General features: G+C 73.5%; 15 protein-coding genes. 10 read left to right on the top strand and 5 right to left on the bottom strand.

The genetic code is table 11. From position 1 onward, the window contains the following. The first annotated feature begins 63 nt into the window (after positions 1-63). Complete coding sequence (pcrA, locus tag AVL59_RS04740; protein WP_067299921.1) at positions 64-2553, top strand: DNA helicase PcrA; 2490 nt, start codon at positions 64-66, stop codon at positions 2551-2553. Positions 2554-2601: 48 nt separating this feature from the next. On the opposite strand, the gene AVL59_RS04745 is transcribed toward pcrA, so the two are convergent. Beyond that, positions 2602-4125 carry a M23 family metallopeptidase gene (locus tag AVL59_RS04745; protein ID WP_067299922.1) on the bottom strand — a complete coding sequence of 508 codons (1524 nt, stop codon included), beginning with the start codon at positions 4123-4125 and terminating at the stop codon, positions 2602-2604. Between the two features lie 256 nt (positions 4126-4381). Then, complete coding sequence (locus AVL59_RS04750) at positions 4382-5233, bottom strand: esterase/lipase family protein (protein WP_067299923.1); 852 nt, start codon at positions 5231-5233, stop codon at positions 4382-4384. Between the two features lie 225 nt (positions 5234-5458). On the opposite strand from AVL59_RS04750, the gene AVL59_RS04755 reads away from it, so the two are divergent. After that, on the top strand, positions 5459-5881 hold the full coding sequence (locus tag AVL59_RS04755) for a cobalamin B12-binding domain-containing protein (RefSeq protein ID WP_067299924.1): 423 nt from the start codon (positions 5459-5461) through the stop codon (positions 5879-5881). 121 nt (positions 5882-6002) lie between these two features. On the opposite strand, the gene AVL59_RS04760 is transcribed toward AVL59_RS04755, so the two are convergent. Both AVL59_RS04760 and AVL59_RS04765 read right to left on the bottom strand, forming a co-directional pair. Continuing rightward, on the bottom strand, positions 6003-7733 hold the full coding sequence (locus AVL59_RS04760) for a DUF5691 domain-containing protein (RefSeq protein ID WP_079147349.1): 1731 nt from the start codon (positions 7731-7733) through the stop codon (positions 6003-6005). 232 nt (positions 7734-7965) lie between these two features. Beyond that, on the bottom strand, positions 7966-9333 hold the full coding sequence (locus tag AVL59_RS04765) for an SWIM zinc finger family protein (protein ID WP_067299925.1): 1368 nt from the start codon (positions 9331-9333) through the stop codon (positions 7966-7968). Between the two features lie 132 nt (positions 9334-9465). On the opposite strand from AVL59_RS04765, the gene AVL59_RS04770 reads away from it, so the two are divergent. The 7 genes from AVL59_RS04770 to sucD all read left to right on the top strand — a co-directional run bounded on the left by AVL59_RS04770 (position 9466) and on the right by sucD (position 19827). Next, positions 9466-10596: an ATP-binding protein gene (locus tag AVL59_RS04770; RefSeq protein ID WP_067299926.1), complete on the top strand. Its 1131-nt coding sequence runs from the start codon at positions 9466-9468 to the stop codon at positions 10594-10596. After that, on the top strand, positions 10593-13112 hold the full coding sequence (locus AVL59_RS04775; RefSeq protein ID WP_079146523.1) for a DUF5682 family protein: 2520 nt from the start codon (positions 10593-10595) through the stop codon (positions 13110-13112). Before AVL59_RS04770 ends, AVL59_RS04775 begins: the two co-directional genes overlap by 4 nt. Next, positions 13109-14299 carry a VWA domain-containing protein gene (locus tag AVL59_RS04780; RefSeq protein WP_372450358.1) on the top strand — a complete coding sequence of 397 codons (1191 nt, stop codon included), beginning with the start codon at positions 13109-13111 and terminating at the stop codon, positions 14297-14299. Before AVL59_RS04775 ends, AVL59_RS04780 begins: the two co-directional genes overlap by 4 nt. 116 nt (positions 14300-14415) lie before the next feature. After that, entirely contained in the window at positions 14416-15312 is an 897-nt protein-coding gene (locus tag AVL59_RS04785; RefSeq protein WP_067299927.1) for a hypothetical protein, read from the top strand. Positions 15313-15447: 135 nt separating this feature from the next. Further along, on the top strand, positions 15448-17331 hold the full coding sequence (locus tag AVL59_RS53150) for a hypothetical protein (protein WP_067299928.1): 1884 nt from the start codon (positions 15448-15450) through the stop codon (positions 17329-17331). Between the two features lie 408 nt (positions 17332-17739). Then, the gene (gene sucC / locus AVL59_RS04795) at positions 17740-18921 is read left to right on the top strand and encodes an ADP-forming succinate--CoA ligase subunit beta (RefSeq protein WP_067299929.1); all 1182 of its coding nucleotides are present in this window, start codon (positions 17740-17742) and stop codon (positions 18919-18921) included. Positions 18922-18942: 21 nt separating this feature from the next. Then, positions 18943-19827 carry a succinate--CoA ligase subunit alpha gene (gene sucD / locus AVL59_RS04800; protein ID WP_067299930.1) on the top strand — a complete coding sequence of 295 codons (885 nt, stop codon included), beginning with the start codon at positions 18943-18945 and terminating at the stop codon, positions 19825-19827. A 179-nt stretch (positions 19828-20006) separates the two neighbouring features. On the opposite strand, the gene AVL59_RS04805 is transcribed toward sucD, so the two are convergent. Further along, the gene (locus tag AVL59_RS04805) at positions 20007-21017 is read right to left on the bottom strand and encodes a sigma factor-like helix-turn-helix DNA-binding protein (protein ID WP_418361199.1); all 1011 of its coding nucleotides are present in this window, start codon (positions 21015-21017) and stop codon (positions 20007-20009) included. On the opposite strand from AVL59_RS04805, the gene AVL59_RS04810 reads away from it, so the two are divergent. Further along, complete coding sequence (locus AVL59_RS04810; protein WP_079146524.1) at positions 20961-22883, top strand: cell division protein PerM; 1923 nt, start codon at positions 20961-20963, stop codon at positions 22881-22883. The two genes, AVL59_RS04805 and AVL59_RS04810, sit on opposite strands and share 57 nt — an antisense overlap. Positions 22884-22902 lie beyond the last annotated feature (19 nt).

Raw genomic sequence — 22902 nt, forward strand, 5'->3', positions numbered from 1 at the left:
CCGCCGGCCATGTTTCCGGGGCGGCGACCGGTTGTCGGTGCGGCGCCCTAGACTCGGAGAGCGATGAGCAGCCTCTTTGACGACAGCTTCCTGGCGGACCTCCAAGCCCCTCGCGGGCGCGAGGAGGAGCCCCCGCCGCCGCCCGAGGACGATCACGCTCCGGAGCCGGTTCCGGACGATCTGTTCGGCGGGAAGTTCGACGTGCCGCCGGACCGGGACGCGTACTACCGCGACGGCGCCCCGCGCCCCGCGATCGACGCGGCCGCCCTCCTGGAGGGGCTGAACGAGAACCAGCGCGCGGCGGTGGTCCACGCCGGCTCCCCCCTGCTCATCGTCGCCGGCGCCGGCTCCGGCAAGACCCGCGTGCTCACCCACCGCATCGCCCACCTGCTCGCCGAGCGGAACGTGCACCCGGGCCAGATCCTCGCGATCACCTTCACCAACAAGGCCGCGGGCGAGATGAAGGAGCGCGTCGAGAGTCTCGTCGGCCCGCGCGCGAACGCGATGTGGGTCATGACCTTCCACAGCGCGTGCGTACGGATCCTCAGGCGCGAGTCGAAGAGGCTCGGCTTCACGTCGAGCTTCTCCATCTACGACGCCGCCGACAGCAAGCGCCTGATGGCCCTGGTCTGCCGCGATCTGGACCTCGACCCCAAGCGCTTCCCGCCCAAGTCCTTCAGCGCCAAGATCAGCAACCTCAAGAACGAGCTGATCGACGAGGAGGACTTCGCCGCCCAGGCGAGCGACGGCTTCGAGAAGACCCTCGCCCAGGCCTACGCGCTCTATCAGTCGCGGCTGCGCGAGGCCAACGCGCTCGACTTCGACGACCTGATCATGACGACGGTCAACCTGCTGCGCGCCTTCCCGGACGTCGCCGAGCACTACCGCCGTCGCTTCCGGCACGTCCTGGTCGACGAGTACCAGGACACCAACCACGCCCAGTACGCGCTGGTGCGCGAACTGGTGGGCACCGGCGAGCATGCCCCCGAGGACGTCGGCGCGCCGCCGAACGAGCACGACCTCCCGCCCGCCGAACTGTGCGTCGTCGGTGACGCGGACCAGTCGATCTACGCCTTCCGCGGCGCGACGATCCGCAACATCCTCCAGTTCGAGGAGGACTACCCGGACGCGACGACGATCCTGCTGGAGCAGAACTACCGCTCCACGCAGACCATCCTGTCCGCCGCCAACGCGGTCATCGAGCGCAACGAGTCCCGCCGCCCGAAGAACCTGTGGACCAACGCCGGCCAGGGCGCGCGGATCACCGGCTACGTCGCAGACACCGAGCACGACGAGGCGCAGTTCGTCGCCGACGAGATAGACCGCCTCACGGACGCGGGCGACGCGAAGGCCGGTGACGTCGCCGTCTTCTACCGCACCAACGCCCAGTCCCGTGTCTTCGAAGAGGTCTTCATCCGCGTCGGCCTGCCCTACAAGGTCGTCGGCGGTGTCCGCTTCTACGAGCGCAAGGAGGTCCGGGACGTCCTGGCCTACCTGCGCGTCCTCGCCAACCCGGAGGACTCGGTGCCGCTGCGCCGCATCCTCAACGTCCCCAAGCGCGGCATCGGCGAGCGCGCCGAGGCCATGATCGACGCGCTCTCCCAGCGCGAGAAGATCAGCTTTCCGCAGGCCCTGAAGCGCGTGGACGAGGCGTACGGCATGGCCGCGCGGTCCACCAACGCGGTCAAGCGGTTCAACGCGCTGATGGAGGACCTGCGCACGATCGTGGAATCCGGCGCCGGACCGGCGACGGTCCTGGAGGCGGTGCTCGAACGCACCGGATACCTGGCCGAGTTGCAGGCCTCCACCGACCCGCAGGACGAGACCCGCATCGAGAACCTCCAGGAACTCGCGGCCGTTGCCCTGGAGTTCGAGCAGGAGCGCGGCGAGGGCGAGTCGGTGGCGCTGTCCGACTTCCTGGAGCAGGTCGCGCTGGTCGCCGACTCCGACCAGATCCCGGACGAGGAGGACGGCGACGGCGTCATCACCCTGATGACCCTGCACACCGCCAAGGGCCTGGAGTTCCCGGTCGTCTTCCTGACCGGTATGGAGGACGGCGTCTTCCCGCACATGCGCGCCCTCGGCCAGACCAAGGAGCTGGAGGAGGAGCGGCGTCTGGCGTACGTCGGCATCACGCGTGCGCGGGAGCGGCTGTACCTCACGCGGTCGGCGCTGCGCAGTGCCTGGGGCCAGCCGTCGTACAACCCGCCCTCCCGCTTCCTGGAGGAGATTCCGGCCGCCCATGTGGAGTGGAAGCGGACGGGAGCGACCGCACCGGTCTCCTCCGGGCCGGCCTCCGGGATCGCCGCCTCGCTCTCCTCGACCCGCTCGCGCTCGTCGGCGGCGGGTGCGAGCGGATTCGCCACGCGGCGGACCACGGAGAAGCCGGTGGTCGCCCTGGCCGTCGGGGACCGCGTCACCCACGACCAATTCGGCCTCGGCACGGTCGTCGCGGTCAAGGGCACGGGGGCGAACGCCGAGGCGACGATCGACTTCGGAGAAGCCAAGCCGAAGCGGCTGCTGCTGCGGTACGCGCCGGTGGAGAAGCTGTAGACGAAGTGAGCCCCGCCGGATCCGGCGGGGCTCACTGTCGGCACGGGCTCAGGTCGGGTCCAGGCCGTGGCTGCGCAGCCACGGCAGCGGGTCTATGGCCGCCCCGCCCGCCGGCCGAACCTCGAAGTGCAGGTGCGGGCCGGTGGAGTTGCCCGAGTTGCCGGAGTACGCGACCGGCTCGCCCGCCTTGACGGTCGTACCGGAGGCGACGCGGTAGCTGGAGAGGTGGCAGTACCAGGTCTCCGTGCCGTCCTTCGCCGTCACGATCAGCATGTTGCCGTAGGCGCTGTTCCACTTCGTGGTGACGGTGCCGTCGGTGGCGGACATCACCGTGGTGCCGTAGGCGACGGGGAAGTCGATGCCCGTGTGCACGGACATCCAGTTCACACCGGCCTGACCGAAGTACGCGCTGAGGCCCTTCTGTGTGACCGGCAGTACGAACTTGGGGCGCATTCGCTCCTTGAGCGCGGCCTCCGCGGCCGCCTTCTTCTTCTCCAGCGCCTGCTGCGTCTTGAGGTCGATACGGTCCTGCGTACGGCTCGCCCGGTCGGCGAAGTCGTCGGCGCCGGCGGAGAGGGTCCTGAGCTGGGAGTCCAGCTCGCTGTTGGCGACGGACGGTTTCACCGCATGCGCGTCCGAGGCGGAGGCGGTGGTGTCCTTGCCGTCGCCGCCGGTCAGGGTGCCCACGGAGGCGGCGGCGATTCCGGCGACCCCCATCACACAGGCCGAGGGCACCGCGACGGTCAGCAGCGCGGAGCGCTTGGGGGGCGTACGGCGCCGGGAACGCGCCGCGCTGCGGGAACCCGCGCGGGGCGCCACCGGAGTGGTCTCTTCCTGGTCCTCGAGCAGTGACGGTACGGCAGGCAGCTCGCCCGTGTCGCTCAACTCGCCGCCCCCGGCGGGGGCCTCGTCGAACCCGTCGTACTCGCCGAACCCGGCAGGGGAGGCGTTCTCGTACACCGTCTGCTCGAAGGCGGCGGTCGACCGCGCGTCGCCGACCTGCTCGAACGTCGCCGTGGCCTGCTGGTCGAACGGTTCGCCAAGCTGCTCGTGCGCCGCGGCCGAGCCGTCGGAGTTCCACTGCGTGGCGTCGTACACGCCCGTGTCGAAGCTCTGGGTGCCCCACTCCCACTGCTGGGTGGGGTCGGCGCCGGCGGACGGGCCGGGCTGCAGCCAGGCGCTCGCGTCCCACTGGCCGCTGATGTCGTTGCCCGTGGCCTGCGCGGGGACCGTCCAGGCGGTGGTGTCGTACACGCCCGAGTCGTAGGCCGCGTGATGCTGGGCCGCGTACGGGTCGTAGTTCAGGCTCTGGCCGGCGCCGGTCTGCCACTGCGTGGTGTCGTAGGTGCCGGTGTGCTGCTGCTGGCCCGGGAGGCCGCCGAGGAACGGGTCGGTGCCGAAGGCCCCGGTGCCGGTGGTGCCGGCCGAGAAACCGTTGGCGTCGTAGCTGCCGTACGTGGTGAGGTCGTCGTAGAGGGCTCCCTGTGCTCCGTACGACGCATAGTGCGCGGCGGAGGCGTCGGAAGCCGGAGCCGGGGTAGTCATGGTCCCCGACGGGTGACGGTCGTTCACCAACTTCTCTTTCGCCTCGACAACAGGGGCTGCCAGAGCAGTGCGGCGACTGTACCCGGCGGTACGCGGGCGGGACAATCTTCGGCTGGTTTCGCGTTGGACTGAAACGGGCATTCGGCGGTGTTTCGGGGGACGTCGGACGCGAGTTTGGCCTTGTGTTCGAAGCTCGTTCGATGTCCGGTGGCGGTGCGTCACCTGTTCACCGGCTGTGTCCCGTGTGTGCGGGCGCTCTCGGGGGCCTGTCCGGAGCCGCCCCTCAGGCCACCGTCAGACCGTCGGAGCGCCGGGCCGCGGGGTCAACGGTGTCGAGGGCCTCGCGTATCCCCGCCGCGACGGCGGGGTGCACCGGCAGGGCGAGATGCCCGATCCCGGACACCCGGATGTTCCGCGCGTCCAGGTCGGGGTGGTCGACGCAGGCCGTCTCCAGCGGGTCCATCACGGAGTCGAGGTCGCTCCAGAAGCTGACGAACCGGGTGCGGCAGCCGGGCGCGGGCCGGGTCAGCTCCTCGATCACCTCCGAGCCGGGCCGCATCTGCCGCACGATCGGATGCGCGCTGGCCAGCGGAACGGCACGGGTGCCGGAGTGCGGGGTGCCGAGGGTGACGAGCGTGCGCACCCGCAGGTCGCCGCCCAGGCGCTGTACGTAGTAGCGCGCGATCAGCCCGCCCAGGCTGTGCCCCACGATGTCGACCTGACCGCTTCCGGTGCGTGCGCAGATCTCCTCTATGTGCCGGCCCAGCAGCTCGGCCGCGCTGCGAATGTCGCAGGTCAGCGGGGAGTAATTGAGCGATTCGACGCGCTGCCCGCCGTTCTGGGCCAGGTTGCGGCGCAACAGGACGAAGACCGAGCGGTTGTCGATGAAACCGTGCAAGAGGACGACCGGCGGGGCGGGTCGGCCGGGCAGCGGTGTGGCGCCCTCCTGCGCGGGGAGCACGGGAACGCGGCGCTCCTGGACGAGGCCGGTCGGATACAGCAGCAGATGACCGGCCAGTATCACGGCTTCCAGGGCGGTCGCCTTGAGGAGGGTCATGGACAGATCGGCCAGCCTGCCGGGCCACAGGCGCCGGTAGAGCGGGAGGAAGAGTGGCACTATCCCGGTGACCTTCATGGGCCGACCTCCTGTCGGCACACAGGGTGACGGCTCGATCCCCCGTGTGCCCTCATGTCCCTCCGTGTGATTTCCCCCTCGCTCCGCACCGTAAAACCGCCGGTTGCGGGATGCTGGAGATAACGTTCGTTCACTTCCCGACGGGTGACGGAACGCGCCGGATGTGCGGTACTTGTCGGTACGGACGGAAGCGGTCGCTTCCGTGGTCGCTTGATGGAGGCAGTGATGGGTGTGGCAGCCGGTCCGATCCGCGTGGTGGTGGCCAAGCCGGGGCTCGACGGCCACGATCGCGGGGCCAAAGTCATCGCGCGGGCGCTGCGCGACGCCGGCATGGAGGTCATCTACACCGGGCTTCACCAGACGCCCGAGCAGATCGTCGACACCGCCATCCAGGAGGACGCCGACGCGATCGGCCTGTCCATCCTCTCGGGCGCCCACAACACCCTCTTCGCCGCGGTCATCGACCTCCTCAAGGAGCGTGAGGCCGAGGACATCCTGGTCTTCGGCGGCGGGATCATCCCCGAGGAGGACATCGCGCCGCTGAAGGAGAAGGGCGTCGCGGAGCTCTTCACGCCGGGGGCGACGACCACGGCGATCGTGGAATGGGTGCGGGAGAACGTACGGCAGCCGGCTGCCTCCGGCGGCTGAGCCGACGGTGCGCCGAGCTGGCGTCGCCGTCACCGGGGGCCGCCGCCCCCAGACCCTTGCTTCGGCCTGAACCGCCTCGTCCTCGAACGCCGGACGGGCTGCTGGGTTGTGGCCGCTCGTCTCAAACGCAGGACGGGCCGGTGCCGCTCAACTCCGCGGCCAGCGCCGCCCGCAACCGCAATGTGCTCACCAGGCGCTGGAACGCCTCCGCCCAGTACCCGCCGGCACCCGGTGACGCGTCCTCCCGCTCGTCCGGTATCGCCAGCAGGCCGTCCAGGCGTGTTGCCTCCGCCGGGTCCAGGCAACGCTCGGCAAGCCCCATCACCCCGCTGAAGCTCCAGGGGTAACTGCCCGCGTCCCGGGCGATGTTGAGGGCATCCACCACCGCCCGGCCGAGCGGTGCGGCCCAGGGCACCGCGCACACTCCCAGCAGCTGGAACGCCTCCGACAGGCCGTGGGTCGCGATGAAACCCGCCACCCACTCGGCCCGCTCCCCGTCCTCCAGCGTGGCCAGCAGCTTCGCCCGCTCCGCCAGGGAGACCGCCCCCGGCCCGCCGGCCTCCGGTGCCGACGGCACCCCGAGCAGCGCCCTCGACCACTCGGCGTCCCGCTGCCGCACCGCCGCCCGGCACCAGGCCGCGTGCAGTTCGCCCTGCCAGCCGTCCGTCACCGGCAGCGCCACGATCTGCCCCGGAGTACGCCCGCCCAGCCTCGCCGGCCACGTCCGAAGCGGTGCCGCCTCCACCAACCGGTCCAGCCACCACGACCGTTCCCCCCGGCCCGTGGGAGGTTTGGCCGCCACACCGTCTCGCTCCATGCCCGGATCGCACTCGTGCGGTGCCTCCACGACGATCACCGGCGAGTTCTCCGTGAGGTCGACGGCCACACAGGCCGCGGCCCGCGCCGCCATGCGCCCGGCGAGCGCCGAGTCCGGCAGCGCGGACAGCAGCTCCGCTGCCGTCGCCCGGACATTGCGGCTGCGGTCGCTCAACGCGCCCTCCAGGAACGGCTCGTCCCCGGCCGACAGGCCCGCGCGCAGCGAGTCGAGGAACATGAGCCGGTCCTCCGCCCGTTCCGTCGCCCAGGTCGCCGCCAGCAGCTCCCGTGCGAAGGCGGGCGTACGGGACCGCAGCGCGGTCAGCAGAGCGACCCGCTCGGCGAACAGCCCCTCCTGCCACAGCCGCCGCACCGCCTCGTCGTCCTCGGCGTCGGGCAGTGCCGCGCCGCCGCCGGGTGCCGAACGCAGGGCGAACCGCCAGTCCGGGTTCAGCCGGGCCAGCCACAACGCCCGCGGCCCCGCGAAGGCCAGCGCCGCCGGCCGCAGGTCCGTGCGGCCCCGGGCGGCGTCCAGCAGCGCGGGCAGTGCCTGCGGGGGCGCCGCGTACCCGTGCGCGTTGGCCGCCGCGAGCCACTGCGGGAGCAGCTCCATGAGGTCCGGTGAGCTGCCTCGGCGGCCGCCGCCCGAGCCGCCGGAACGGTCGGCCAGCAGCATGGTGAGCCTGCGGGCCGCGGCAGTGGGCAGTGCCGGACGAGGATCCTCGGGGGCACGCTCCGGCCGCCGCGCCGCCCGCGCGGGCCGCAGCCCCGCCCGACGCCGCACGGTCGCCACAGCGGCGGCGTCCAGCAACACCACAGGCGCTTTTCGGCCGGACGCGGCAACCTCCGGGGGCCGCCGGTCGGTGCCGAGGAGGGCCGTGGTGACGAGGTCCTCCCAGGAGGACGAGAACGCGGCACCGCCGGATCGTCCCGCGGCCACCGGTGTGGGTCCGTCCGCGGTGCTCCCGGCAGCGGGGGAAGCCGTCGCCCGAGCGGACGTCGTGGGGACGGCGGCCGGGCCGGCCGACCGCTCCAGGGGTGCGGCCGAGGGGGCGTACGCCGGGGTGTCCGAGCTGTCGGGTGAGGCAGGGGTGCCGGTCGACGCGGCGTCCGCGCACGCGGCGGGGATCGAGGCGCCGTCCGCTGTCGTGCGCGCGTCGCCGGCCGGGGCCGGCATGCGGCTCATCGCGGTCGTCCGGTCAGCCGGTGCGGTCGAGGTTCCGTACATCACGTTCCCTTCCCTTGGTGTCCCTGAGACGTCGGCCCGGTCAGCACAGCGTCACCGGTTCGCCCGGGCACTCGGGCCACGCCGTCAGCGGGGTGAAGCCGCGGTGGCCGCACTCGCCGAAGACCATGACCGGCGCACCGCCGGAGAGGGCGACCAGGCGCCACAGGCCGGCGCGGGAGCGGGCGGTCGGCGTGAGCGGCAGTGCCGAGTCCTCCTCCGCGTCGGCCAGCTGCCATCCGCCCGGCTCCCCGTCCGGTGCCGGGACGACCCGGTCCAGCGTGACCGGAACCGAGTCCAGCCACGGGTCCTCGCGCAGCGCCTCGCCGTAGCGGGCCACCGCCTGGGCCGTGGTCAGGCCCGGAGGGCGGAGGGCGACGGGCGCGGGCGGGGCGTACTGCTCGCCCAGGGCCGCCCGCAGCTGTCCGGCACCGGGGAAAGCGGAAAGATCGGCTTCCAGCGCCAGGCCGACCGGCAGCGACAGCTCCGGAGCCCGGCCGGCTGCGCCATAAGAGAGGAGCAGCCGGGTGTGGCCCGACTCGGCGCCGTGGAGCCATATCCGGCGGGTCGTCAGTTTCGGGTCCACCGTGTCGTACTGGGCGAGGACCAGCCAGCGGTCGCGCACCGGCGGACCGTCCGCCGAGGCGGGCAGGCCGAGCCGGGAGCGGACCGTCGCCGCGAGGGCCTCGGGCAGCCGGTCGCGGCGCAGCCAGCCCTGGTCGAGGAGGTGCAACAGGGCGCACTCCTCCAGCAGACGAGCGGGCCAGCCCGGCCCGGAGGCGGGGATCGCCCCCAACTCTCTTACCCGGGAGGCCAGTCCGGGGGACTGCGCGTCGACCATCCGCGCCGCCGTCTCGTCCCACAGTCCGTACCCCGCCCGCTCCGCCAGGGCGAGGCCGCCGCGCAACAGGTCGGCCAGGCGCTGCTCCAGCTCCGTCGCGCCCGCCGTGACCCGCTCGGCCCGCCGCTCGGCCCGCCGTCGTGCCGCCTCCGGATCAGCCGAGCCGGTCGCGGAACTCCCGCCGCTCTCGGTCCGTTTGCTCTCCGCGCGCTTGCGCCGGCCCGCGAGCCACTGCTCGGCCCAGTCCGGCGGCTCGGCCGCCGCCGGCACCGCGCCGGCCGCGCCCTTGCCCTCCGCCCACAGCAGCAGTCCGAGCGCGTGCTTGCACGGGAACTTCCGGCTCGGACAACTGCACTTGTACGCGGGCCCGGCCGCGTCCGCGAGGTCCACCACCGTCTGGTACGGCTTGCTGCCGCTGCCCTTGCACAGCCCCCACACCGTCCCCTCTCCGCTGCCCGCCTCGGACCACGGCCCGGCCGCGCCCAGCTTGCTCCCCGCCTTGCGTGACGCGGCGTCAGGCGCCAGTGCCAGCACCTGTTCCGCGGTCCAGCGCACCCCCTGCTCAGTCATGCGAACGACGGTAGATCCCACCACTGACAATCGGCCCTACGAGAGCGTTTGCACAGGTCAGAGCGATTGTCAGTGGCGTGGTGCACGGTGGATGCCAGATCCGAACCGGCCGAGCTGGAGGGGACCTCAGCCATGACTGTGTCCGTGGAACCGACGTCCGTCGAAGCGAACGCAAGCCAGGACCCGCAGGCGTTGCGACCGCACGCCGAGCACGCCTTCGCCGCCGAACTCGCCGCGCTGGCCGCCCAGGACGACCGCCCGCGCCCGGCCCGCTGGAAGCTGTCGCCGTGGGCGGTGGCGACCTATCTGCTCGGCGGCACTCTGCCGGACGGCACCGTGATCACACCGAAGTACGTGGGTCCGCGCCGTATCGTCGAGGTCGCCGTCACCACCCTCGCCACCGACCGCGCCCTGCTCCTGCTCGGCGTGCCCGGCACGGCCAAGACCTGGGTGTCGGAGCATCTGGCGGCCGCCGTCAGCGGCGACTCGACCCTTCTGGTGCAGGGCACGGCCGGCACGCCGGAGGAGGCGATCCGCTACGGCTGGAACTACGCGCGACTGCTCGCGCACGGCCCCAGCCGCGACGCCCTGGTGCCCAGCCCCGTCATGCGGGCCATGGCCGACGGCATGACGGCCCGTGTGGAAGAGCTGACCCGCATCCCGGCCGATGTGCAGGACACGCTGATCACGATCCTGTCCGAGAAGACCCTGCCGATCCCGGAGCTGGGCCAGGAGGTGCAGGCGGTCCGCGGCTTCAACCTCATCGCCACCGCCAACGACCGCGACCGCGGCGTCAACGACCTCTCCAGCGCGCTGCGCCGCCGCTTCAACACCGTGGTGCTGCCGCTGCCGGAGAGCGCCGACGCCGAGGTCGACATCGTCTCGCGCCGCGTCGAGCAGATCGGCCGCTCCCTCGATCTGCCGGCCGCGCCCGACGGCATCGAGGAGATCCGCCGGGTCGTGACCGTCTTCCGCGAGCTGCGCGACGGCATGACCGCCGACGGCCGGACGAAGCTGAAGTCGCCGAGCGGCACGCTGTCCACCGCGGAGGCGATCTCCGTCGTCACGAACGGCCTGGCCCTGGCGGTCCACTTCGGCGACGGAATGCTGCGCCCGGGCGACGTCGCCGCCGGCATCCTCGGCGCAGTCGTCCGCGACCCGGCGGCCGACCGCGTGATCTGGCAGGAGTACCTGGAGACGGTGGTCCGCGAGCGCGACGGCTGGAAGGACTTCTACCGGGCCTGCCGGGAGGTGAGCGCATGAGCGGCGACCCCACCCGGGCCGACGACACCACCTGGGGACGGGCATACGCCCCCGCGCCGCTGCTGCTCGGCGTCCGTCACCATGGGCCCGGCTCAGCGCGTGCGGTACGGGCGGCCCTGGACGCCGCCCGGCCCGGCGTCGTGCTCGTCGAGGGACCGCCCGAGGCCGACGCGCTGATCCCGCTGGCCGCCGACCCTGACCTGCGGCCGCCGGTCGCCCTGCTCGCCCATGCCGTGGACGAGCCCGGCCGCTCGGCGTTCTGGCCGCTGGCCGAGTTCAGCCCCGAGTGGGTGGCGATCCGCTGGGCCCTGGACCAGGGCGTCCCGGCCCGCTTCATCGACCTGCCGGCCACGCACACCCTGGCCTGGCAAGGGGAGGAGGAATCCCCCTCCGGGCCCGGACCGGCCGGCACGCCCTTGGTGAAGGAAGCCGAGACGAGGGAAGGTCCCGAGGCATCCCGGAGCGCCGAGAGGACCGAGGACCCGAAGGGCCCCGAAGAGATCGGGGACGTCCAGGACGCCGAGGACGCCGGGGAAGTCGAGGAGCAAGTCCGGGTCGACCCCCTGGCCGTGCTCGCCGAGGCCGCCGGGTACGACGATCCCGAGCGGTGGTGGGAGGACGTCGTGGAACACCGCGGCCCCGGCCGCCGGGACCCCTTCGCGCCGTTCACCGCGCTGGAGGAGGCCATGACGGCGCTGCGGGAGCGCTACGGCGCCGGCGGGCGGCCCCGGGACCTGGTGCGGGAGGCGCACATGCGGCTCCAGGTGCGGGCGGCCCGGCGCGAGTTCGGCGAGGCGGTGGCCGTGGTGTGCGGGGCGTGGCACGTGCCCGCGCTCCGAGAGAAGGCCGCCGTCACCGCCGACCGGGCGCTGCTGAGGGGGCTGCCCAAGGTCAAGGCCGACCTGACCTGGGTGCCGTGGACGCACCGACGGCTGGCCCGGTCGAGCGGGTACGGCGCCGGCATCGACTCCCCGGGCTGGTACGGGCATCTGTTCCGGGCGCCGGACCGGCCGGTCGAGCGGTGGCTGACCAAGGTGGCGGGGCTGCTGCGCGAGGAGGACCGGGTCGTCTCCTCCGCGCACGTCATCGAGGCGGTACGGCTCGCCGAGACCCTCGCGGCCATGCGCGGCCGTCCGCTGCCCGGCCTCAGCGAGACCACGGACGCCGTGCGGGCGGTGATGTGCGAGGGCTCGGACGTACCGCTGGCCCTGGTGCACGACCGGCTGGTGGTCGGAGACGTGCTGGGTGAGGTGCCGGAGGCGGCACCGGCGGTGCCGTTGCAGCGGGACCTGGTACGCGAGCAGCGCAGGCTGCGGCTCAAGCCGGAGGCGCTGGAGCGCGAGCTGGGACTGGACCTGCGCAAGGAGACGGACACCGGCCGCAGCAGACTGCTGCACCGGCTGCGGCTCCTCGGCGTCGGCTGGGGCGAGCCGGTCCGGTCCCGGGGGAGTACGGGCACCTTCCGGGAGACCTGGCGGCTGCGCTGGGAGCCGGAGTTGTCGGTGCGGGTCGCCGAGGCGGGAGTGTGGGGGACGACCGTGCTCGCCGCGGCCACGGCCAGGGCCGAGTCGGATGCCACGGCCGCGGATGCTCTCGCCGAGGTCACCGCGCTCGCCGAGCGCTGTCTGCTGGCCGCGCTGCCGGACGCGCTGCCCGTGGTGATGCGGGTGCTCGCCGACCGGGCGGCGCTGGACACGGACGTCGGCCATCTCGCCCAGGCCCTGCCCGCCCTGGTCCGCTCCCTGCGCTACGGCGATGTGCGCGGCACCGACACCGGCGCCCTGGCCGGCGTCGCGGCGGGCCTCGCCGAACGGGTCTTCGTGGGCCTTGCGCCGGCCTGTGCGGCCCTGGACGCGGACGCGGCGGAGGAGATGCGGGGCCATGTGGACGCCGTGCACACGGCCGTGGGGCTGCTGACGGAGACCCTGTCCGGTGCCGCGCCCACCGCGCACACGGACCTGCGCGTCCGCTGGCGCTCCGTGCTGCGGACCCTGGCCCTGCGGGACACCGTGCCCGGTGTCGTGCGGGGGCGCGCCGTTCGACTTCTGCTGGACGACGGTGAGCTGGGGCCCGAGGAGGCGGGCCGGCTGATGGGCCTGGTGCTCTCGCCGGGGACACCGCCCGCCGACGCGGCCGCCTGGATCGAGGGCTTCGCGGGCGGCGGGGGCGGCATGCTGCTGGTCCACGACGAGCGGCTGCTGAGCCTGGTCGACGCCTGGCTGACCGGGGTGCCCGCGGAGGCGTTCACGGACGTACTGCCGTTGCTGCGGCGCACGTTCTCGGCGTACGAGCCGGGAGTGCGCAGAACCCTCGGCGAACTGGTGCGGCGCGGGCCGGGGGAGCCGACCGGTGGCGCCGCGCCGGCCGGCCGCACACCCGGCTTCGCCGCGGATCCGGACACCGGGCGCGCCGACGCCGTACTCCCGGTGCTGTGGCTGCTGCTCGGCCTGGACCCGGAACAGCAGGCGCGGCGGGAGACGGTCGACGCCGACGACTACGCGGAGGTGGGCACATGACGACCGGGCCGATGGTGACCGGTATCGGAACCGATCCCGGCGACCTCGCCCGGGAGCGGCTGCGGCGCTGGCGGCTGGTGCTCGGCGGCGACCAGGCCGACGGCACCGGGTGCGCCCTGTCGGGCCGCGACGCGGCGATGGACGGCACGCTCGCCGCGCTGTACGGCAAAGGGGACAAACCGCAGGCGGGACGGGAGCGTTCGGCGGGCCTCGGGGCCTCGGCGCCGTCCGTGGCGCGCTGGCTCGGGGACATCCGCGCCTACTTCCCCTCCTCCGTCGTCCAGGTCATGCAGCGCGACGCCATCGACCGGCTGGGGCTGGCCTCGCTGTTGCTGGAGCCGGAGATGCTGGAGGCGGTCGAGGCCGACGTCCACCTGGTCGGCACGCTGCTCTCGCTCAACAAGGCGATGCCGGAGACGACGAGGGAGACGGCACGGGCGGTCGTGCGCAAGGTGGTCGAGGACCTGGAGAGACGGCTCGCCACACGCACCCGGGCCACCCTCACCGGCGCCCTGGACCGCAGCGCGCGCATCAGCCGGCCGCGCCACCACGACATCGACTGGAACCGCACGATCGCGGCCAACCTCAAGCACTATCTGCCCGAGTACCGAACGGTGGTGCCGGAGCGGCTCATCGGGTACGGGCGGGCCGCGCAGTCCGTGAAGAAGGAGGTCGTCCTCTGCATCGACCAGTCGGGCTCGATGGCGGCGTCCGTGGTCTACGCGTCGGTGTTCGGGGCGGTGCTCGCCTCCATGCGGTCCATCAGCACCCGGCTGGTCGTCTTCGACACGGCGGTCGTGGACCTCACCGACCAGCTGGACGACCCGGTCGACGTCCTCTTCGGTACCCAGCTCGGCGGCGGCACCGACATCAACCGGGCGCTCGCCTACTGCCAGTCGCACATCACCCGGCCCGCCGAGACGGTGGTGGTGCTGATCAGCGATCTGTACGAGGGCGGCATACGCGACGAGATGCTCAAACGGGTCGCCGCGATGAAATCCTCCGGGGTGCAGTTCGTCGCCCTGCTCGCGCTCTCGGACGAGGGGGCGCCCGCGTACGACCGGGAGCACGCGGCGGCGCTCGCGGCACTGGGCGCACCGGCCTTCGCCTGCACGCCCGAGCTGTTCCCGGAGGTGATGGCGGCGGCGATCGAGAAGCGGCCGCTGCCGATACCGGACACCGCGTGACGCCGGGCCGGAAAAGGGACATGACTACCCATCGGTAACGGGGGGCTTGCGCTGCCTCGGGCCGACCGTGCGAGGATCGACGCCCCGCCCGTACCGACCTGAGGAAGCTCCGTCTCTTGACCCTGCCAGCAGCCCTGTTCGGTACCGCTGTGCGCATGTCGCGTACGGCGGCCGGGCGGCGCGCGCTGCAACTGGCGCTGCTGGTCGGCGGGCTGTTCATGCTCGGGTTCCTCTGCGGACAGCAGGCTCACGCGGCCGAGGGAAGCCCGGTGGCCCCGGTGCGTTCGGTGCGCCTGGCGGCCGGGCAGGAGAGCGCGTCGGGCGAGACCGTACGAGGCGCGTCGGAAGGTGCCGTACAGGGCGCGTCGGGGCGCGCGGTGCGGAGTGCGGCACCGGATGCGGTGCGAGACGTGGCGCGAGGCGAGGTACGTACGGTCACCGAACGGGCCGTCACCCCGGTACGTGACGTCGTGCGGACGGCCTCCCAGGGCATCGAGGAGACCCGGGCCAAGGCCCCGCCGCTGCCCGCCGCTCCCTCCGTGTCCCTGTCGGAGCTCCCCGAAGTCTCCGGCTTGCCCGCGGTTCCGGCTCCCGCACCGGTCGGCCCGGAACCCCGGTCACCCCGGCCCGGCGGCGCGGCACCGGCGCCGGGTCACGGCGACCACCGCACCGCCGGGGCAGGCGCCGGGGCCCGTGACGCCGTACCCGCTCGGCCGCAGGCCCTCGTGTACGGACCGGACCTCGTGCCCGGCGCCCCACAGCTCCCGGCGCACACTCCCGCCCACCGCGCCGCCGCGCCCGTCGGTGCACCCGCCCGGCCCGCGCCCGCCGGCGACTCGGACGGCGTGCTCGGCAAGCAGGCGGCCGACGGCACCGCATCCCGCCACGGTGACGCACACGCCGTCACCCTCGACGGCAGGGCGCCCCTGCGGCTCCTGCCCGGCACCGCCGCGCGCGTCGACGCGCCCGGCCCCCTGGAACGGCACCGGGACATCCCGGTCTTCCCCGGCTAGGCAGCAGGCCCCCTCCCCGCCACGGACCTGTCGCGCGGGGGCGGAACAGGTCTGCCCGCCCCGCCGGATCCGCCGGCCTCTCCGGCGCTCTCCGGACGGAACTCCCCAGCCGTTTCCGAAGGACTTGACGCACTCATGAACAAGAACATCCGCCGCTCGATCGTGATAGCCGCCGGCGTCACCGGGGCCTGGGCGCTCGGCTCGGCCGCGGCCAGCGCCGACGAGCTGTCCACCCCGGTGGTCTCCGTACCCGACACCGACACCGACAGCGGCACCGGCGCCCTCGCCGGCACCGTCGACGGTGTCCTCACCGACGTCCACGACACCGTCTCCGACCTCACCGGCCCGGCCGCCTCGGCGGCCACCTCCGCCACCTCGACCGTCTCGGGCACGGCGGTCGAGGAACAGGCACAGCAGCAGACCCGGACCGTCACCGCCACGGCCGACCAGGCGCGCCGCCATGCCGACGCGAAGGTCCCGGCCGCCGCGAAGATCAAGGGCGGCCAGGCCATCCAGGGCGCCCGAGCCGCCCGCACGGCGCAGGCGCAGGCGCGGCACGCGCAGACAGGGGGTGCGCGGGCCACCGGCCGGACCGCGGCCGAGGCGGCCCGTACGGCCACGCACACGGCCACCCATCTCTCCGTGCCTTCCCCCCAGGACGAGATCGACTACCTCTTCGGCCCCCTCTCCTCCTTCGCCCCCGAGGTGGAGGAGGCCCTGGCCGCCGCCCAGACCAAGCTCCAGGCCACCCGGTCGGCAGCGCGCCCGAGCGCCGAGGGGACCGAGGGCGCCGTACGGACGGCGGCACGGCAGAGCGTGGCCGGGGCGCAGGGCCGGACCGCCGGTGCGGCGGCCCTCGCGGGCGGCGCGGCGGGCCGGGCGACCGGTGCCGCCGAGGCCACCGTCGCGTCCGTACCCGCGCATGTCACCGGCACGGCCGACGGTGCCGGGCAGCGGGTCGTCGGCACCGTGCGGGCCGTGCCCGGCACGGTCACGCCCGTCGTCGACGGGACGACCGCCGCGGCCGTCCCGCCGGTGGCCTCCGCCGCCGTGTCGGGCGTGCCGCCGATCGCGGACGAGACGGTCGCGGGCCTGACGCCCACCGCCGGGCACGCGGTCGCGGGTGTGTGCGGCACCGCGTCGGCGGCGGTGACGGGTGTCCACGGGACCGCCACGGGCACGGTCGCGGGCGTGTACGGCACCGCGTCGACCGCGGTCGACGCGGTGCCGGCAACGGCCGGCGGGGCGGTGGCCGGCGTGCACGGTGTCGCCACGGGCACGGTGGGCGATGCGCACGGGCTGGTCGGCGGTGGCGTCGGCGACGTGCACGGTGTCGCCACCGGAGCCTTCGCCGACGCGCTGCCGGTGGCCCGGGGACTCGTCGCGGACGTGCCCCCGTACGCCACCGGTCTGGCCGGTCAGGCCGCCCACGACACCGCCGACGCGGTGCTGCCGCCGGTCGCCGGGACCGCTGTGCACGGGGTCGCGCCGGTCGCGGGACAGGCCACTCAGGACGCGGGGACGCTCGCGTACGGCGTGGCCGACGACGCGCAGACCTTCGCGGGCGGGGTCGAGGGCGCCGTACCGCCGCTCGCGCACGGGGTGACGGGGCAGACCGGTGCCTTCGCGCAGGGCGTGACCGGACAGGTGCCGCCGTTCGCGGCGGGGGTCACCGGTGCCGTGCAGCCGGTCGTCGACACCGTGACCGGGACCGTGCGGCCGTTCGCCGACGGCGTGGGCGGCAGTGCGGCCGGGCTGGCGTACGGCGTGGCAGGGGACGCGCGGCCCTTCGCGGGCGGCGTCGTCGGCGCGACCGGGCCGCTCACGTGGCAGGCCGGACCCTTCGCCCACGACGTCGCCGCGACGGCCCGGGCGGCGGGCGGCCCGCTGGCCGGGCACGCCGTCGCCGGCGCCGAAGGGGTTGCCCGGTCCGTGACTCCCGGCTATGTCCAGGACCTGGCGTACCCGCACGGTGTGCGGCAGGGCGTTCACGAGCTGGGCATCCAGCAGCAGGGCTGAGCGCCCCTGACGGACTCCGCGGGGTCGACCGACCCGGACGGCCGAATGCCGTCGGCCCGTCCGGCCGGACCCCGCGGGACGGGGCGGGTGGTCCCCATTGGGGTGGGGATCAACCGCTCCGGGCCCTCCGGGCCCCACAGGAGGCCTCACCGGGTCAACCCCAGCCCGGTGAGGCCTCGCCACGACGGCACGCCGTGCCAGCTGGCGCGGCATCATGTGACAGGTATCACCGCTCAGGTGTGACCCCTGATTTAGAGAGCCCCCGCGAGCGGCGATAACCTGCGAGACGGACATGCCGCGCCTCGGACACCGTGTGCGCCTCCCTAGTGACAGCGGACGTCACGTTGCCCTTCGCGGCACGCCCACGCATCCAACGAACCGCGAGATCACTGATAGGGACGGAAGCGCGTGGACCTGTTCGAGTACCAGGCGAGGGACCTCTTCGCCAAGCACGATGTACCGGTGCTGGCCGGTGAAGTCATCGACACGCCTGAGGCGGCGCGCGAGATCACCGAGCGGCTGGGCGGCAAGTCCGTCGTCAAGGCGCAGGTGAAGGTCGGTGGTCGTGGCAAGGCCGGTGGCGTCAAGCTGGCTGCCTCCGCGGACGAGGCCGTCGCCCGGGCGACGGACATCCTCGGCATGGACATCAAGGGCCACACGGTCCACAAGGTCATGATCGCCGAGACCGCTCCGGAGATCGTCGAGGAGTACTACGTCTCCTTCCTCCTCGACCGTGCCAACCGCACCTTCCTCTCCATCGCCTCCGTCGAGGGCGGCATGGAGATCGAGGAGGTGGCGGCCACCCGTCCGGAGGCCGTCGCCAAGACGCCGATCGACGCCATCGACGGTGTGGACGAGGCCAAGGCCCGCGAGATCGTCGCGGCCGCCAAGTTCCCGGCCGAGGTCGCCGACAAGGTGGCGAACGTCCTCGTCAAGCTGTGGGACACCTTCATCAAGTCGGACGCCCTCCTCGTCGAGGTCAACCCGCTCGCGAAGGTCGCCTCCGGCGAGGTCATCGCCCTCGACGGCAAGGTGTCGCTGGACGAGAACGCCGAGTTCCGTCACCCCGAGTACGCGGAGCTGCACGACAAGGACGCGGCCAACCCGCTCGAGGCCGCTGCGAAGGCGAAGGGCCTCAACTACGTCAAGCTCGAGGGCGAGGTCGGCATCATCGGCAACGGCGCCGGTCTCGTCATGAGCACCCTGGACGTCGTCGCCTACGCCGGTGAGAACCACAAGGGCGTCAAGCCGGCCAACTTCCTCGACATCGGTGGCGGTGCCTCCGCCGAGGTCATGGCGAACGGCCTGGAGATCATCCTCGGCGACCCGGACGTCAAGTCCGTCTTCGTCAACGTCTTCGGCGGCATCACCGCGTGCGACGCGGTCGCCAACGGCATCGTGCAGGCCCTGGAGCTCCTTGAGTCCAAGGGCGAAGAGGTCACCAAGCCGCTGGTCGTCCGTCTGGACGGCAACAACGCCGAGCTGGGTCGCAAGATCCTCGACGACCGCAACCACCCGCTCGTGCAGCGCGTGGACACCATGGACGGCGCGGCCGACAAGGCCGCCGAGCTGGCTGCTGCCGCGAAGTAAGGGACGAGGTCACAGAAAACCATGGCTATCTTCCTCACCAAGGAATCCAAGGTCATCGTCCAGGGCATGACCGGCTCCGAGGGCCAGAAGCACACCAAGCGCATGCTGGCTTCCGGCACGAACATCGTCGGTGGCGTGAACCCGCGCAAGGCGGGCCAGACCGTCGACTTCGACGGCACGGAGATCCCGGTGTTCGGGTCCGTGGCCGACGCCATCGAGAAGACCGGCGCCGACGTCACGGTCATCTTCGTCCCGGAGAAGTTCACCAAGGACGCGGTCGTCGAGGCCATCGACGCCGAGATCCCGCTCGCGGTCGTCATCACCGAGGGCATCGCGGTGCACGACACCGCCTCCTTCTGGGCGTACGCCGGCAAGAAGGGCAACAAGACCCGCATCATCGGCCCGAACTGCCCCGGCCTGATCACGCCCGGTCAGTCGAACGCCGGCATCATCCCGGCCGACATCACCAAGCCGGGCCGCATCGGTCTGGTCTCGAAGTCCGGCACGCTGACGTACCAGATGATGTACGAGCTGCGCGACATCGGCTTCTCGACCTGCGTCGGCATCGGCGGTGACCCGATCATCGGCACCACCCACATCGACGCGCTCAAGGCGTTCCAGGACGACCCCGAGACCGACATCATCGTCATGATCGGTGAGATCGGTGGCGACGCCGAGGAGCGGGCCGCGGCCTTCATCAAGGAGAACGTGACCAAGCCGGTCGTCGGCTACGTCGCGGGCTTCACCGCGCCCGAGGGCAAGACGATGGGCCACGCCGGCGCCATCGTGTCCGGCTCGTCCGGCACCGCCCAGGCGAAGAAGGAGGCCCTGGAGGCCGCCGGTGTCAAGGTCGGCAAGACGCCGACCGAGACGGCGAAGCTCGCTCGGGAGATCCTGAGCGCCTGAGCTTCCCAGCCGCACGCCGGTGGGCCCGCTCCCTTGGCCGGGGCGGGCCCACCGGCGTTTTCGCTCACCACGGTGGGTGACGCTGCCCCCTGAAGGGGCGCGGGGTACCGCGCGACCGGCCACCACGCACCCGCGGCCGGGGGACGGCCCCGGAGCCCGACGGCGCGTCGCAGCAGCGTTCACCGCGGTTCCGGCGCCACCCGTTCCGGGCCGTTGGCCGCCGACGTGTGCAGCTTGGCGCGCAGGGCCAGTGCCTCGCGGGACAGGGGGCCCAGGACCGGCGGCGGGGGAACGCCCTCCACTGCCTGGGCCGGGGCGATGGGGGGCTCGTAGCGGGTGGGCGCCGTTCGCAGGGTCAGCGCCGTCGCGCCGATGATCGCGACGGTGAAGGCGATGGCCGTCCGGGTCCAGAACAGGCTCCGGCGCTCGCCGCAGGTCCGTACGGTCGGCGGCCCGGCCGCGCGCAGGTGCTCCGTGGCGGCCAGTTCGGCGAGCCGGCGGTGCAGCGCGGCCGGGTCGGCCAGCTCCGGTACCCGGGCGGCCACGGCGGCGCGCGCGTGTGTCAGACGGTTCGCCGCCGCCGGGGTGCTCGCCTCGGTCTCCGCCGCCGTCTCCGGCAGGTCGAGCCCGACGCCGTCGTACAGCACGAGCGTGCGCCGGTAGGACGGCGGGAGCTCCTGCAGGACGTGCAGCAGCGCGCGGTCGGCGGGATCGCCCGGCGGTGGCTCCGGGGACCGGTGGCGCGGGCGCAGGCGGTGCCAGGGGGACAGGGCGCACTCGTACGCCATCGACCGCACCCACCCGGCCGGGTCCCGGTCCCGGGCCACTTCGGGCCAGCGCTGCCAGGCGAGTTGGAAGGCCCGTTCCACGGCCTCCCGGGCCAGCTCCCGGCGCCCGGTGAGCAGATAGGTCTGGCGTACGAGGGCGGGGGCACAGAACGCGTACAGCGCGTCGAAGGCCTGAGCGGGTGTCAGGGTGTGCGCCCCCTGATCCTGTGTCAGCGCCCCGGATTCGCACGGGCGTCGGCTCTCAGTCACAGGACACCCCTTCGTACGAAAAAGAACATAAACATATATTGAGCGACACTTCGGCGGTTCGCTCGTTACGACGGGAAAGCGCGTGTCGTTGGGAGCATGGCAGGTGTGACGCTGATGACCGCTCGTCGACCGCTGTTGTCGCTTCTGCTGCACCGGATGCGCAACCGCTCGCCCGGGCTGGGCGCGAGCTTCCTGGGCGGCGCGGTGGCCGCCGGGCTCGGGCTCGGCTCGCTCGCCGTGCTCGTCCTGGGGCTGTGGATCAGCTCGCCGTACCCCGACAGCGGGCCGGGCGGCGCGCTGCACATCGCCGCCGCGCTGTGGCTGCTGGCGCACGGCGTCGAACTGACCCGCACCGAGACGCTCTCCGGCACGCCCCTGCCGGTGGGTGTGACCCCGCTGCTGCTCCTCGCGCTGCCGGTGTGGCTGCTGTACCGGGCGGCGCGGGACGCGGCGGACGTGTCCGCCGAGCCCGACGGCCTGGAGCCGGTTCCGGCGCGTACGGCGTGGACGGGGGTGGTCCTCGGCTATCTGGCGGTCGGCGTCGCGGCCGCGCTGTACTGCTCGGGCAGGGAACTGCGGCCCGAATGGGGGTGGGTGACGGTGTGCCTGCCGCTGGTCGCGGCGGGCGTGGCGGCGGCCGGGATCTGGTCGGCGCACGGCCGTCCCCTCGATCCGGTGCTCGACCTGCTGCTGGTGCTGCCGGAGCCGGTGCGGCGACTGCTGTTCGGGGCGGACGCGGGGGCGCGGCTGAGCGCGGCCGTACGGGCCGCCGGTGCCGGGACGGCGGTGCTCTTCGGGGGCGGGGCGCTGCTGCTCGGGGTGTCGCTGGTGCTGCACGGCGAGGCGGCACGGGCCTCCTTCCTGCACCTGACCGAGGGCTGGACCGGACGGTTCGCGGTCCTGCTGCTCGGGCTCGCGCTGATCCCCAACGGGGCGGTGTGGTCGGCGTCCTACGCCCTCGGCCCCGGCTTCGTCCTCGGCACCGGGCACCTGGTGCGCCCCCTCGCCTCCGACCCCGCCCCGCTGCTGCCGCCGTTCCCGCTGCTCGCGGCGGTGCCGGACGCGGGCCCCGGGACGCCGCTGAACTGGGCTGCGGGACTGGTGCCGGTGGCGGCCGGCACGACGGTCGCGTGGTTCGTGGCGCGGGCCGCCGTGGCACGCGGGGAGCGGGCGGAGAGGGAAGGGGCGGCGGCGGGGGCGCCGTCGGTGCGCTGGTCGGCCGGGCGGACGCTCGGGGTGTTCATGCTGGCGGCACTGGTGAGCACGGCCTTCTTCACCCTCCTCGCCGAGCTGTCCGGCGGCCCGCTGGGCGTGGCCGCACTGGCCCGCTTCGGTCCGGTGTGGTGGCAGAGCGGGGGAGCGGCCGGGCTCTGGATCATGGTCACGGGGATGCCGGTGGTGCTCGTGGTGCGGGCGTGGCGGTTGCGGGGCCGACGGGCGACGGCCGTGGTTCCGGGGCAGGGGAAGCAGGGCGGGACGACGGCGGCGGAGGAGGCCGGGGAGGACGCCGGGAAGGGGGCCGGGAAGGGGGCCTCGCAGGAGACCGGGGAGGAGACCGCCGCGGCGACCGGGAAGGAGGCCGGCGCGCCGAAGGACCCGCCGGGCGGGCCGGGCAAGTCGAGGAAGCCGGCGAAGGACCAGGCTCGTCCGGAGCCCGGTCGCACCACCACCGAGCCGGACGAGGCCGAACTGTACGACTTCCTGCCCGCCGACGACCCGTTCGCCTCGGCCTGGAACGACGATCTCGCCCAGGACTCCCGCTTCACGGCCCTGCGAGCGGCTTCCACGCCCACGGACCCGCCCGAGTCGCGCCCCTCCGCAGAGCACGCAGAGCACGCAGAGCACCGGGCCCCGGCCCCGCAGGAAGCGGCACCGCAGTGGGACGCCCACCCGCCCGCCGAAGCCGAACCGCTCACCCCCGCCGACCGGCCGACGCTGCCGGAGCAGTCTCCGCCCACGGACACACCGCACCCGCCCGCCGAGCCGCCCGGTTCACCCGATGCACCGGACAGTCCGTAGGCGCACAGCCCGCGGCCCC

Origin of the sequence: Streptomyces griseochromogenes, assembly GCF_001542625.1 — a bacterium.
Lineage (GTDB): Bacteria > Actinomycetota > Actinomycetes > Streptomycetales > Streptomycetaceae > Streptomyces > Streptomyces griseochromogenes.

Bases quoted from the DNA above. Each gene is read 5' to 3' on its own strand.
- AVL59_RS04810 (WP_079146524.1), top strand. From the start codon at position 20,961: ATGGCAGGTGTGACGCTGATGACCGCTCGTCGACCGCTGTTGTCGCTT.
- AVL59_RS04755 (WP_067299924.1), top strand. From the start codon at position 5,459: ATGGGTGTGGCAGCCGGTCCGATCCGCGTGGTGGTGGCCAAGCCGGGG.
- AVL59_RS04775 (WP_079146523.1), top strand. From the start codon at position 10,593: ATGAGCGGCGACCCCACCCGGGCCGACGACACCACCTGGGGACGGGCA.
- pcrA (WP_067299921.1), top strand. From the start codon at position 64: ATGAGCAGCCTCTTTGACGACAGCTTCCTGGCGGACCTCCAAGCCCCT.
- AVL59_RS04770 (WP_067299926.1), top strand. From the start codon at position 9,466: ATGACTGTGTCCGTGGAACCGACGTCCGTCGAAGCGAACGCAAGCCAG.
- AVL59_RS04765 (WP_067299925.1), bottom strand. From the start codon at position 9,333: ATGACTGAGCAGGGGGTGCGCTGGACCGCGGAACAGGTGCTGGCACTG.
- AVL59_RS04750 (WP_067299923.1), bottom strand. From the start codon at position 5,233: ATGAAGGTCACCGGGATAGTGCCACTCTTCCTCCCGCTCTACCGGCGC.
- sucD (WP_067299930.1), top strand. From the start codon at position 18,943: ATGGCTATCTTCCTCACCAAGGAATCCAAGGTCATCGTCCAGGGCATG.
- AVL59_RS53150 (WP_067299928.1), top strand. From the start codon at position 15,448: ATGAACAAGAACATCCGCCGCTCGATCGTGATAGCCGCCGGCGTCACC.
- AVL59_RS04780 (WP_372450358.1), top strand. From the start codon at position 13,109: ATGACGACCGGGCCGATGGTGACCGGTATCGGAACCGATCCCGGCGAC.